10 protein-coding genes are annotated in these 13,855 nt (G+C 36.8%); 6 read left to right on the top strand and 4 right to left on the bottom strand.

Annotated elements, in window-relative coordinates:
* Positions 1-5 precede the first annotated feature (5 nt).
* On the bottom strand, positions 6-1,244 hold the full coding sequence (locus tag MKJ01_RS14215; RefSeq protein ID WP_241614769.1) for an aspartate kinase: 1,239 nt from the start codon (positions 1,242-1,244) through the stop codon (positions 6-8).
* A 314-nt stretch (positions 1,245-1,558) separates the two neighbouring features.
* On the opposite strand from MKJ01_RS14215, the gene fbp reads away from it, so the two are divergent.
* The 5 genes from fbp to MKJ01_RS14190 all read left to right on the top strand — a co-directional run bounded on the left by fbp (position 1,559) and on the right by MKJ01_RS14190 (position 9,606).
* Positions 1,559-2,575 (top strand): class 1 fructose-bisphosphatase, encoded by a 1,017-nt coding sequence (gene fbp / locus MKJ01_RS14210; protein WP_241614770.1) that lies wholly within the window; start codon positions 1,559-1,561, stop codon positions 2,573-2,575.
* Entirely contained in the window at positions 2,575-3,579 is a 1,005-nt protein-coding gene (locus MKJ01_RS14205) for an o-succinylbenzoate synthase (RefSeq protein WP_241614771.1), read from the top strand. The genes fbp and MKJ01_RS14205 overlap by 1 nt, the downstream gene beginning before the upstream one ends.
* Positions 3,580-4,315: 736 nt before the next feature.
* Positions 4,316-5,989 (top strand): glutamine--tRNA ligase/YqeY domain fusion protein, encoded by a 1,674-nt coding sequence (locus MKJ01_RS14200; RefSeq protein WP_241614772.1) that lies wholly within the window; start codon positions 4,316-4,318, stop codon positions 5,987-5,989.
* 232 nt (positions 5,990-6,221) lie between these two features.
* The gene (locus MKJ01_RS14195; protein ID WP_241632670.1) at positions 6,222-7,403 is read left to right on the top strand and encodes an MFS transporter; all 1,182 of its coding nucleotides are present in this window, start codon (positions 6,222-6,224) and stop codon (positions 7,401-7,403) included.
* A 148-nt stretch (positions 7,404-7,551) separates the two neighbouring features.
* The gene (locus MKJ01_RS14190) at positions 7,552-9,606 is read left to right on the top strand and encodes a TonB-dependent receptor (protein ID WP_241614774.1); all 2,055 of its coding nucleotides are present in this window, start codon (positions 7,552-7,554) and stop codon (positions 9,604-9,606) included.
* Here MKJ01_RS14190 and MKJ01_RS14185 read toward each other — a convergent pair.
* Positions 9,603-10,610, bottom strand: a complete 1,008-nt coding sequence (locus tag MKJ01_RS14185) for a S41 family peptidase (protein WP_241614775.1) — start codon at positions 10,608-10,610, stop codon at positions 9,603-9,605. The genes MKJ01_RS14190 and MKJ01_RS14185 overlap by 4 nt on opposite strands.
* Positions 10,611-10,672: 62 nt before the next feature.
* Positions 10,673-11,638 (bottom strand): YpdA family putative bacillithiol disulfide reductase, encoded by a 966-nt coding sequence (locus tag MKJ01_RS14180; protein ID WP_241614776.1) that lies wholly within the window; start codon positions 11,636-11,638, stop codon positions 10,673-10,675.
* A gap of 140 nt (positions 11,639-11,778) precedes the next feature.
* Here MKJ01_RS14180 and MKJ01_RS14175 point away from each other — a divergent pair, with 140 nt between their 5' ends.
* Entirely contained in the window at positions 11,779-12,417 is a 639-nt protein-coding gene (locus MKJ01_RS14175; RefSeq protein WP_241614777.1) for a hypothetical protein, read from the top strand.
* A 106-nt stretch (positions 12,418-12,523) separates the two neighbouring features.
* Here MKJ01_RS14175 and MKJ01_RS14170 read toward each other — a convergent pair whose 3' ends face one another.
* Entirely contained in the window at positions 12,524-13,819 is a 1,296-nt protein-coding gene (locus MKJ01_RS14170) for a hypothetical protein (RefSeq protein ID WP_241614778.1), read from the bottom strand.
* Positions 13,820-13,855 lie beyond the last annotated feature (36 nt).

The raw sequence follows: 13,855 nt of genomic DNA, 5'->3' as shown, positions 1-13,855 counted from the left end.
AGTTTTTACTGTGTTACAATTTGAAGCGTATTCTTCGAAATCTGCTCCAATAATACACTTTTTTCCTGGTAAAATTGATCAATGTTCTCAATCTTGGCATTTCTTACCGTAAATAAAGATACATTTTTTACGATTTCCGTTTTAAATATTTTTTGCAGCTCATCATTCAGTTCATCAGCGGTACCGAATTTATCTTCCAGGCATAAAGCCAGTGAAATAGCAGAATTCTGCATCAGCGACACTTTAATTTTATATTTGGAAAGATATCCGAAAATCAGGCTCATGTGATCTTCTGCAATAAATGAAAAATCTCTTGTTGAAATCTTGAACAAGGTTTGGTTTTCCTTTAAAATATAAACCTCTTCACTTTGGTTTTTTTCAGAAGCTCCTACTTTGGTTCCCGGTCTGGTAGGGTCCATAAATGATTTTACATAAAAAGGAATGCTCTTCTGCTGAAGCGGCTGTAAGGTTTTCGGGTGAATGACGCTTGCTCCGTAATATGCCATTTCTATAGCTTCCTCATAGGAAATATTGGAAAGAAGACTGACATCTTTGAATTTTCTCGGATCGCCGGTCATTACTCCCGGAACGTCTTTCCAAATTGTCATGGCCTCTGCATTTAAACAATATGCAAAAATAGCAGCAGAGTAGTCGGAACCTTCTCTTCCCAAAGTAACGGTGAAATTATTGTCATCTGAACCGATAAACCCTTGTGTCACATAACAGATTTCCTTATTCAGCCTGGAAATAAATTCTTCTGTTTTGGTCCAGTCTACCATTCCTTCCCGGTAAGAATTGTCAGTTTTTATATAATCTCTGGCATCCAGCCATTGATTGGTAAACTGGATCTCATTCAAATATTCGCTCAGAATTTTAGTTGATATCATTTCTCCGCAGCTTACTACCTGGTCATAAACAAAATTATAATTAGGTGATTTATTCCTTCTTAAAAAAGAGTCAATATCATCAAAAAATAAGTTGATCTCAGCAAAAACAGCGTGGCCATCAGGAAAAAGGCCTTCTGCAATTCCAATGTGTTTCTGTTTGATCTTTTCAATTTCAGCCTGATAATTATCTTTTTCGAAATAAAGCGCTACCACTTTTTCCAGCTCATTGGTCGTTTTACCTATTGCTGAAATTACTAAGAGACACTTTTCAAATCCCTGGCTTTGCAATACCATGGATACATTTTTTATACTTTCAGCATCTTTCACTGATGCTCCGCCAAACTTGAAAATTTTCATTAATTTGTTAATAATAAAATTGTTATGTAAAATTTATGGGAATATTTTACGGGCTACAAAATTATAAATTTACAGTGAGATATGAAACAGCCCGCTTCGAGGAGTGCCTTAAGATTTCATTAAAATTACTATGAAGCGCTTAATTATTCTGATTTGTTAAACAATTCGGGTGCTGATTTTTATGATAAGGTATTGGTTTTTGAAAAGAAGAGCCTTGTATGTTTTTGATAGACAGATGATAATCTCTTTTATTAATAATTCTTTTTAAATGTAATAAATTTTACGAAATTTGGAGAAATCGTAAAAATAAAAATATGTCAGATCAGCCATTACAGACTTTGGGAGAATTTCTTATTGATAAGCAGGATGATTTTCAGTATTCCACCGGGGAATTTTCCCGCCTGCTGAGCGCCATAAGATTAGCTTCTAAAGTTGTAAACAGGGAAGTAAACAAAGCTGGTATTGCCGATATTATCGGGCAGGCCGGAAATGAAAATATTCAGGGTGAAGCGCAGCAGAAACTGGATGTAATTGCCAATGACATTTTTATTACAGCATTGTCACAGAGAGAAGTGGTTTGTGGAATAGCCTCAGAAGAGAATGACGATTTCATTGATATTAAATGCGGTGAAAACGGTCACTTAAGTAAATATGTAGTATTGATCGATCCTTTGGACGGTTCTTCAAATATCGACGTGAATGTTTCCGTAGGAACTATATTCTCAATTTATAGAAGGGTTTCCGAACCTGGCACCCCTGTTCAGCTGGAAGATTTTTTACAGAAAGGAATTAATCAGATTGCAGCGGGATATGTAATTTATGGTTCATCAACGATGATTGTATATACAACAGGGAACGGAGTAAATGGATTTACGCTCGATCCGTCTTTGGGAACATACTATCTTTCTCATCCGAATATGCAGTTTCCGAAAACAGGTAAAATTTATTCTATTAACGAAGGAAATTATATCAAATTCCCTCAGGGCGTTAAAAACTATCTTAAGTATTGCCAGATGGAAGAAGGTGACAGACCTTACACTTCAAGATATATAGGTTCATTAGTTGCTGATTTCCATAGGAACATGCTAAAAGGCGGCATCTATATTTATCCTTCCTATTCACAGGCTCCAAATGGAAAGCTGAGATTACTTTACGAATGTAACCCAATGGCGTTCCTGGCAGAGCAGGCGGGCGGAAAGGCAACGGACGGCTTCAGAAGAATCCTTGAAATTGAACCCACAGAATTGCATCAGAGAATCCCTTTTTTCTGTGGAAGTGTTGATATGGTTGAAAAAGCAGAAGAGTTTATGCGGATTGACAGTGTGAAATAATGAAAGCAGAATATTTTAAGTATATTTTAAAATTCAAACGCCCGGGCGGAACGTCCCGAGGCGTTTTGCATGAAAAAGAGACCTTTATTCTGGAGATTTCCAAAAACGGGAGAAAAGGAATAGGGGAGTGTGCGGTTTTTCGCGGACTAAGCTTCGATGACCGTCCGGATTACGAAGAAAAGCTCCAATGGCTTTGTGATCATATTCAGTTGGAGTCTGAATTGTTAAAAAAAGAATTAAAAAGATTTCCTTCCATCTGGTTCGGATATGAGCAGGCGATCCTGAATTTAAACGAAGGAGAAAAACTTTATTTTCCCAGCGAATTTACTGAAGGAAAAACTCCTGTTGTAATCAATGGCTTAATCTGGATGGGTGATGTTGATTTTATGCAGGAACAAATTCAGGATAAACTGGATCAGGGTTTTCATTGTATTAAATTGAAAATCGGAGTCGATTGGGAATCTGAATACGCAATTCTTAAAGAGTTAAGAAAGAAATTTTCAGAAAATATTCTGGAGCTCCGTGTTGATGCCAACGGCGGTTTTAATAGAGAGGAAGCAAAAACAGTTTTAAGACAATTGGCAGATTTGCATATTCACTCGATCGAGCAACCTATTAAAGCAGGGAATTTGAATGATATGGCAGAATTATGCGCTGAAACCCCGATTCCGATTGCTCTGGACGAAGAGTTAATTGGAATTATTGATTTTAATGAAAAAAGAAAACTCTTAGATAAGATAAAACCTCAGTACATTATTTTAAAACCGTCCCTGATTGGCGGAATTTCAGGTTCTGACGAATGGATTTCTCTTGCTGAAGAACAGAATATTGGTTGGTGGATCACTTCTGCATTGGAAAGTAATATCGGATTGAATGCCATTGCGCAATATACTTTTATTAAAAAAAATCCAATGCCGCAAGGTTTGGGCACTGGAGGTTTATTTACCAATAATTTCGAACCAGATCTTAAGCTGAAAGGAGAATTATTGTACTTTAAAGTTTAAATATTACGGTGTTTGGCATGTAGGATTATTCTGATGCTCAGCGTCCCATTCCCTACAGCATCTTTCTCTTGGACTCCAGTTATTGCAGCCTAAAGGAACAGCTCCTCCACGGACAGTCTTTAACTCAATTCTCTTTAATTTTTTTAGATTTTTCATAATGATTTAATTTAGTTGTGTAAATATGGTCACTTTTTAGTGATATATAATATTTATTAACATAAATTAACGAATATTAAAATCAATAAATTTAAATATAATGCAATGTGTAAGTATCAATAAGCTTAACGCCATTGAGAGATCAATTATAAGTAAAGAAAATAGTAATAATAAAACGTATAGAGTATCTGATTTAGTTAATCTCGGGCCTTAGATAACGCCCTGCACGAAAATTGTTTTCTTAATGTATTCCAACAAAGAAGAAAACCTTTTTTTTATCTTTTTCATGATATAAAATTTAGTATTTCTTAACCGTAATATTATCAATATTTATGCCAAAATGTGGTATCGTAATTTATTTTTACTTTTTTAGTGAGTGTAATTAATTGTAAAAGTGTTATTTGTTGAAATGTGCTTCATTATTTTATCAGTGTGATTATTGATGTGAAAAATGGTTTTTCATTAATTTAAGCACAAATAAAATATCATCGGGTAAGTATGAAAATTATAATTTCCATAAAACTTTTAATTTTCCTAAATTTGCCAATTGTTGTGTCATACGGCATATAAAGCGAATTCAATGGAAGAAGAAAAAAAATCACTCAACTTTATTGAGCAAATTATCGAAGATGATTTGGCGAATGGACTGAAAAGGGATCAGATCCGTTTCCGTTTTCCGCCTGAACCAAACGGTTATCTGCATGTGGGTCATACCAAAGCGATCTGCATCAACTTCGGTTTAGGTGAAAAATATAATGCTCCCGTAAACCTTCGTTTCGATGATACCAATCCTGAAAAAGAAGAGCAGGAATTTGTAGACTCTATCATAAAAGACGTTGAATGGTTAGGGTTTAAATGGGATAAAATATTATATACCTCCGACTACTTCCAGCAGCTTTATGATTGGGCCGTTCAGTTAATTAAAGAGGGAAAAGCTTATGTAGATGAGCAGCCTTCTGAACTGATTACGGAACAAAGAAAAAACCCGGCAGAACCGGGAGTTGAATCTCCATATAGAAACCGTCCGGTTGAAGAATCCCTGGATTTGTTTGAGAGAATGAAAAACGGCGAATTTGAGGAAGGAGCCATGTCACTCCGGGCAAAGATCGATATGACTTCTCCTAATATGAATATGCGTGATCCTGTCATGTACAGAATTTTAAAAAGGCCTCATCACAGAACCGGTACAGACTGGAAAATTTATCCGATGTATGACTGGGCTCATGGAGAATCTGATTATCTGGAACAGATTTCACATTCCTTATGTTCCTTGGAGTTTGAAAATCACAGACCATTGTACAACTGGTATTTGGAGCAGGTATATAATGAATCTAATGTAGCACCGAAGCAGAGGGAGTTTGCCAGGATGAACGTTTCTTATATGATTACTTCCAAAAGAAAACTGCAGAGGCTGATTGCTGAACATGTAGTAAACGGCTGGGATGATCCGAGAATGCCTACTATTTCCGGAATGAGGAGAAAAGGATATACAGCGACCGCAATCAGGAATTTTATTGATAAAGTCGGCGTTGCCAAAAGAGAAAACCTTATTGAAATTCAGTTATTGGAATTCTGTGTGCGTGAAGACCTTAATAAAGTCGCCAAGCGTGTGATGACTGTCGTGGATCCGATTAAGCTGGTCATTGAAAACTATCCTGAAAACGAGGAAGAATGGCTGGAAACTGAAAATAATCCTGAACAGGAAGATGCCGGCATTAGGAAAATACCTTTCTCAAGAGAATTATATATTGAGCGCGAAGACTTTAAGGAAGAGGCCAATAATAAGTTTTTCAGACTGAAATTAGGAGGCGAGGTCCGCCTGAAATCTGCTTACATCATCAAGGGAGAAAGAGTAGAGAAGGATGAAAACGGAGAAATAACAACCATTTACGCAACCTATGACGAGAAATCAAAGTCAGGAAGCGGCACCGAGGAAAGTCTTAGAAAAGTAAAAGGTACCATCCACTGGGTTTCTGTGAAACATGCGGTTCCGGTAGAAGTGAGAAATTATGATAAATTATTCACTGTAGAGCAGCCGGATGCTGAAAAAGATGTGGATTTCCTGAACTTTATCAATCCTGAGTCGGTAACGACGATTCAGGGATTTGCTGAGCCTGCACTAAAAGATGTTGCAGTGGGAGAACCTCTTCAGTTCCAGAGAATAGGTTATTTTACAAAAGATCAGGATTCTGCTGAAGATAAGTTCGTCTTCAACAGAACGGTAACATTAAAAGACTCTTATAAGCCGGAGTAAAATTATTTATATCTATATAAATGAACAGGGCTTAATTTTTTTAAGCCCTGTTTTTTTATGATAACAAAAAGTAAAAAGATAATAAGAACTACGGAATCATGATAGAAGTTCTTCCATCTTTTACAGAAGTTAATTAAGATTTCAAACACAAATATTAAACTAAATTTTTAAAATTGTGAAACTTATACATCTCTATACCAACTCATTCAAAGGACTTTCTAAGGAAAGCTGGATGCTCGCACTGGTGATGCTTATCAACCGATCGGGCTCGATGGTGCTGCCTTTTTTAGGCGTTTACATGACCAATCACCTGCATTTCAGCATCGAAAATACGGGTGTTGTGCTTAGCTTTTTTGGAATCGGTTCTGTAATCGGTTCCTGGCTGGGCGGATTTATTACGGATAAAATTGGGGAATATAAAGTCCAGTATCTCAGCTTATTGTTAAGCGTTCCGTTGTTTTGCCTGATTCCGGTTTTTAAAACTGAAGCTGGAGTAGCTGCTATTATCCTGCTTCAAAGCATTGTAAGTGATGCCTTCCGGCCTGCCAATTCTGTAGCAATCACGAAATATGCGAAACCGCAAAATATTACGAGGGCTTTTTCATTAAACCGGATGGCTGTTAATTTAGGATTTTCCATCGGTCCGGCTTTGGGTGGTATTTTATCGGCAATATCTTATGAATTCCTGTTTTTCAGCAATGCACTGACCGCGTTACTGGCAGGAATCATGTATATCATTTTTTTCAGAAAGCGAAATCGGCTGTCCAAAATAAAAGCTAAAAAAATAAAAGAAGTAATTGAAATAAAAAAAGAAAACTCGCCGTACCGGGACCGTAAATTCTTAATTTACTGTTTCTGTTGTATGTTGTTTTCTATCTGTTTCTTTCAGCTGTTCAGTACGTTAACGATTTTCTATAAGGATACTGCACAGTTGAGCCAGCAGAATATCGGATATATTTTAGGATATAGCGGCTTTCTGGTTGTTTTGCTGGAAATGGGGCTGGTTCAGGTTGCTGAAAAGTATTTCAGCTTAGCGACCACAATGCTTTTAGGAACATTTATCTGCGGATTTTCTTATGCAATGCTGGGCTTTGACCATCATATTTTAACTTTGGTTATTTCGATGAGCCTTCTTTGTGTAGGGGAAATCTGGGCATTGCCCTTTATGTCGACCATTACGGCTTTACGGGCAGGTAAAAATAATAAAGGTGCTTATATGGGACTGAATGGGATATCATTTTCCATTGCTTTTATCATTACTCCGTATTTAGGGACTTTAATTGCAGATAAATTCGGTTTTTCGGCATTATGGATCGGAACCGGACTTCTATCAATTCTTATTGCGGCTGCCTTCTATTTTATTGTTCCTTGGATGATTAAAGAAAAAGATGAAAGTGTGGAAATCACGCATTAATATAAAGATTATTTTAATGCATTTTTATCCTCAGGAGATAGTATTTCAGATTCTGCTAATTAGAATATTCGTTTATTTTTTACAATGAAATAATAAATGGTATCTAAAATATTTTAGTAGAAATAATACCTCATTTATACATAAGAGTATGGTTTTTGCTAAGCTTAAGCCGATGACGAAACTGTATTTTTTATTTTCTGTTCTATCCGGTTCAGTTATATTTTCTCAACAGAGAGATTCCGCAGCATTGATTTCAGAAGTCAGGATCGATGCCTATAAAAAACCGGTCACTTTTATGGCTTCTACAAAATCAGCAGCCGTAATTTCTGAAGAGCTATTGAATCAGAATACCCCTGAAAGAATGCTGGAGTCCTTTAATCAAATTCCCGGAGCCAGAATGGAAGAGCGTTCCCCCGGAAGCTACCGGATTTCACTGCGCGGCAGTACTTTAAGGTCACCTTTTGGAGTACGCAATGTGAAAGTTTATCTGGACGATTTTATTCTGTCCGATGCATCAGGCAATACCTATTTCAATGTCATTTCTCCGGAACTGATCAGCAGAATGGAGGTGTATAAAGGGCCGGAAAGCGGAGATTATGGAGCGATAACAGGCGGAACTCTTCTACTCCAGACCCGAAGATCCGAGTATGCTTCGGGAGGTGTTGCGATCGGGAGCTATGGGACTTTTAATCAGAGTCTTGAGATATCTAAACAGTTGGGAAAACATTTTGTTGAGGTTTTTCAGAATTATTACCGTACGGATTCTTACAGGGATCAGGCTAAAGTAAAAAGGAAGCAGTTCTTTCTTAAAGATAACTTTCAATACTCGCAAAAAGGGTTGCTGAAAGCGATGCTTCTTTACACCGATCTGGATTACCAGACGCCTGGCGGTTTAACCTTAGAACAAATGGAATCGAACAGAAAGCAAGCCAGGCCGGGAACCAAAACAGTTCCGGGGGCCAGTGAACAGGATGCCGGAATAAGAAACAAAATGATTCTGGCCGGTATTTCCCATGAATTTAATTTTAATCCGGAATTTTCGCATTTCATTATGTCCCAGGGATCGTATGTGGATTTTGAGAATCCTTTTATTACCAATTTTGAAAACCGTTTTGAAAACAATTTTGCAGTAAGAACCCATTTTAATTATGAAAAAAAATGGGACCAAGTTTCATTGGCTTATCGGATAGGTTTTGAAGGTGGAATCAATACTATTCTGATTAAAAATTACGATAATAACAGAGGAGCAGAAAGTAACCCTCAGAATTTTGACCGCATTCAGAACAGGTCAGGATTTTATTTTATTTCACAGAAACTCAATATTCATGAAAAAATTTTTACGGATATTTCCTTAAGTTTAAATTCCAATTCATATGACTGGGAAAGGATGTATCCGGGAACTGAAAACGGAAAAGTAGCTTTTAAAAACCAATGGCTCCCGAATATTGGGATTACTTATCTTTTTACCAAAAGATTTTCTGTCAGAGCCAAGATCGGAAAGGGAAATTCAGCCCCGACGAATGAAGAAATCCGTTCTTCAAATCAGGAATTTAATACCGGTTTACAGGCGGAATATGGGTGGAATAAAGAAGTGGGAATCAGAAAACAGTTTGGAAGCTCTGTTTTTTTTGAAGGAAATTATTTTGATTTCAGAATGAGGGATGCTATCGTAAGAAGGCAAAACGAGGTAGGGCAGGAATATTTTGTCAATGCAGGAGAGACGGTACAGAAAGGAGTGGAAGTGCTTTTGGAATCCCGGAATTTTAACCTTAAAAATACGGTATTCAGCAATTTTAAGTTTCGTTTTTCAGGTAGTTTTTATCATTTTACCTTTGAAAATTACAGGCAAAATACCAATGACTTTTCCGGTAATGATCTTACAGGAGTTCCTGAAACCACTCTCAACAGCTTATTGAATTTTACTTTTTTCAAAAAGCTGATGGTGGATTATTCTCATTTCTATACTTCAAAAATTCCTTTAAATGATGCGAATTCCGTGTGGTCAGATTCAAGTCTGGTCGGGAATATTCAATTCAGATATCCTGTAGATATTGAAAAAACAAAACTGACCTTATCATTGCAGATTCAGAATCTCTACAATGAATCCTATGTTTTGGGCTTTGATATTAACGCTTTCGGTAACCGGTATTATAATCCGGCTGCAAAAAGGAATTTTGTTTTCGGGGTAAAGGCTGAATTTTAATTTATTTGACGGCTGTTATCAATATACATACGTGCTTTATTCATGTACGATTCGTTAGTCTTTGTTTTGTCATCGGTCTTGTCTATTCTGATATCGGTTGAAATCCCTTCGCCGACTTTATCATACTCTTTTCCGTTCCTGTCTACAATATTTCCTATAGTCAATACCAGAAACGACCCGTCCGGTAATTTGTATTCCTGATTTCCGGAAGTTAAACCCTGCGTATTAACACCGATTAATTTCACATTGTTCTGTCCAACAAATGCTGCTGTAATAAATTCAGCTGAACTTCCGGTTACTTTATTCACCAATACAGCTATCGGCGTTTTTATATGTTTAGGTTGCTTTTCTTTCAGCTGGAAAAGCTGGGTTGCTGTCTGACCTTCATAAAATTTCGCGTTTTTATAATTGAAATATTCAACGATACCTTCAGCATCCTTGGTTCCCACGACATTTTTGTGATCTAAAAATGATGCGACAGCAGCGTACATCGGATACAGCATACCACCGTAGTTATCTCTCAGATCAAGGATCCAGCCTTTTGGTTTTTGTTTCTGTAATTCGTTTACTTTGGCGTAAAAAGTATTGATATATAAGTTCCAGTCATCCTTATTAAATGATCCTATATTAGGCAGGCTTATATAGGCATATTTTTTATCAATAAGCCTGCTTTCAATAACGGGAAATTCCTGACCTGTCGCTTTATAGCCCAATGTATATGCTCTTACCACTTTCTCAGGGTAAAATTTTGAGTGTGCATCATTTAATGAGCCTAAAGCTTTTTCTAAAATCGGGTAGGTTTCTTTAATGGTTTTTGCTTTTGTGGCATCGTTTAAGGTAGTACTGTACAATGTTTCCCAGTTCACTTTGGATTTATTAACCGATTTGCTTTTCATGATATCCAATGCTTTAGTAACATACATCGTGATACTGTCTTTCTGTGCAGAAGCGTTGGAAGAAATGAGTAATGTAATGAAAGTCAGTGTAATTAAAAGCTTATTCATATTTAAGGTTATTGATATGTGTGGGTAAAAAATAAATATACCGGTTAATACTATGGTGAATTTCAACCTTCAGCAACAATGTCCTGCACAATCATTTTTGCATGAATCCTGGAGTTTTCTATAAACCAGAGATGGGTGTCTTTTCCGCCACAAACAACGCCTGCAAGATAAAGATTTTTTACATTGGTTTCCATGGTTTCAGGATTGTAGAATGGTTTTAGACAATCATTCTCGAGTTCAATTCCGGCATCTTTCAGGAAATTAAAGTCAGGGAGATAGCCGGTCATGGCCAGGACAAAATCATTTTCAATTTCATGGATTTCTCCTTTTTCATTTCTGAACAGGACAGAACGTTCTTTGATTTCCGTTATCTGAGCATTGAAATGGGCGGTAATAGTCCCTTCAGCAATTCTGTTTTCGATATCCGGTTTTACCCAATATTTTACGTTTTCGGAAATTTCAGAATGACGGATAATCATGGTTACTTCAGCTCCCTTCCTATACGTTTCCAAAGCTGCATCTACTGAAGAATTGCTTGACCCGACCACTACAATTTTTTGCCTGGCATATGGATACGGCTCCGTATAATAGTGTTTTACTTTAGGCAAATGTTCTCCGGGAATATTCATCATATTCGGCATGTCATAGAATCCTGTTGAGATCACTACATTTTTTGCCAGATATCGGGATTTTGAAGTTTGTATTTCGAATACACCATCTTTATTACTGATCTGCAAAACTTTTTCATATAACTTAATATTCAGATTTCTTTGCCGGGCAATTCCCTGGTAATACTCCAGTGCTTCCTGCCGTCCGGGTTTTGGAGCTGCTGAAATGAAAGGAATTTCGGCAATCTCCAGTTTGTCGGCAGTAGAAAAAAACCGCATATACAAAGGGTAATTGTAGAGGGAATTTACAATCGTTCCTTTTTCTATAATGATGTAGGAGAGGTTATTGTTTTGAGCTTCCAGTGCACAGTTCAATCCAATGGGTCCGCCTCCGACAATAAGAATATCTAAAATTTCCATACCGTAAAAATACAAAAAAGCCTTAAGGGAGTATTCATATTTAAAATAAGAAGTTCTATACGTTTATTACAGATCTCTGGTCTCTTTATGTACCACAAAATGGCATTCATTTTGGTGATTTATGTCCAATAGATATCAACATGAAAAAAATACTTGTCTCCCTGATCATTTTTTGTGTTATGGGTTGTAAAAAGAATCCTGAAAAATTTGTCAATGATGAGAGATCTGATTCTATGCAAAAAGAAACAAAGGCCTCTCAAACAAACGTAAATACCGGACAAAAGGAATCAGCTTTGAAACAAATAAATGAAGCAATTGTACAGCTTTTAAAAGATAAAAATTACAGGAAACTGGCAGATTTCATTCATCCTGAAAAAGGCGTACGCTTCTCCATGTATGCTTTTGTGAATCCAGCTGAAGATAAAATTTTTTCACGGGATGAATTTATTAGATACCAGCCTACAAAAACCATTTTCACCTGGGGAGCAATGGATGGTTCAGGTGACCTTTATAAAGCAACCTTAAACGATTATCTCAACAAATGGGTATATTCAAAAGATTTTGCAACGGCACAGGTTTCCCTTAATGAATTTCAAGGCAGCGGAAATTCACTGAATAATTTAACTAAAATATATCCAAAAGCAGATTTTACAGAAAACTTCATCAAAGGATCAGAAGGCAATCCGGAGATGGACTGGAAATGCCTTCGCCTTGTATTTGAAGAATTTAAAGGAAAATATTATCTGGTGGGTATTGTCAATGATCAGTGGACGATTTAATTTATAAATATAAAGTTATACCAATCATTTTTAATAACTGACAAAAAAATCAGTTGTAACAACCTGATTGTATACGTTTACGAATTTAGTACTGGAAATAATGAATTTATTCTAAAATTTCTGCCAGCTTTTTAGTCAGGTTCTTTCTTGAAAACTGTTCAATACTTTGAGTGTTTTCAGCAAGTGCACCGTTTTTCCACAGCCCGAATTTTTCCAGAATAAAAGCTTTGATAGACTCAGTATCCTGATAACTGAAATGTTTTCCTGCTTTGGTTTCATCTAATATGGTAGCGACATCCGCTTTATCTGGCCCGAAAGAAATAATTTGTTTTCCTGTCGCCAGATATTCAAAAATTTTCCCGGGAATGATCCCTTTGGAAGATTCATTCGGAAAGTTAGTGATTAGTAACAGCGAAGACTTTTTCATTTCTTCAATGGCCTTGTCATGAGAAAGGTAGCCCAGGTTTGAAATATGCTTTTTTAAACTTGTATTCTCAAGTGAATTTAAAATTTTATCATCAATTCTTCCTGCAAATTTCAGTGTAAAATTTTCTGAAAAATCGGAATTATTAAGAACCAGATCATTAAGTGCTTTCCAAAGATTTTCGGGATTTCTCAGTTGTTCCAAAACCCCAATATAACTTAGGATAAACTTGTCTGTTGCCTGGTCGTTTTTTACCGCCGAATTTTGGGCATCGCTTTCATCGAAGCCATTGGTAATACAAACGGCATTGGCTCCGTTTTTACGGAAATTTTCCGCGTCTGTATAGCTGGTGGCTAAGGTAATATCTGCAGTCCTGAAAACATCACGTTCCATGGTCCGGTGTTTTTGGTCAGATCGTTGGGTCAGTTTCAGGTGTTTGTAATAGGAAATTTCTGTCCACGGATCACGAAAATCGGCAATCCATTTTATAGTGGGTAACGCTTTTTTCAAATGTAGGCCGATCAAATGCAGTGAATGGGGCGGACCGGAGGTTACGACTAAATCAATTTTATTTTCCCTGATGTACTTCTCTAAAAATGTAGCGGATGGCTTTACCCAGAATACCCTGGCATCGGGAATAAAAAAATTCCCTCTGACCCAAATGGAAAGTCTCGATTTCCAGCTTTGATTTTTCCCGACATCAAATTGCCCCGCTTTGAATTTTTTATTGCTTTTATTCAGCTTTTCGGCTATCTGATAAGGTTCCCATATTTTTGTCTTTATCACTTCAATATGTTCAGGAACATCTTTCAGTAAGTTCTCATCAATCAGGGGATAGCTTGGATTTTCAGGGGTGTAAATGATAGGTTTCCAGCCGGATTCAGGCAGATATTTTGCAAATTTCAACCATCTCTGAACACCCGGGCCTCCTGCAGGAGGCCAGTAATAGGTAATAATAAGGATTTTTTTCTGTTCCATTAATCAAGAAACGTTCTTTCTTTTATTGTGAATGTA

The organism is Chryseobacterium sp. SSA4.19 (assembly GCF_022601875.1).
Taxonomy (GTDB): Bacteria; Bacteroidota; Bacteroidia; order Flavobacteriales; family Weeksellaceae; genus Chryseobacterium.
The sequence above is the reverse complement of the archived record's forward strand: the minus strand, read 5'-3'. Positions and strand labels throughout refer to the sequence as shown.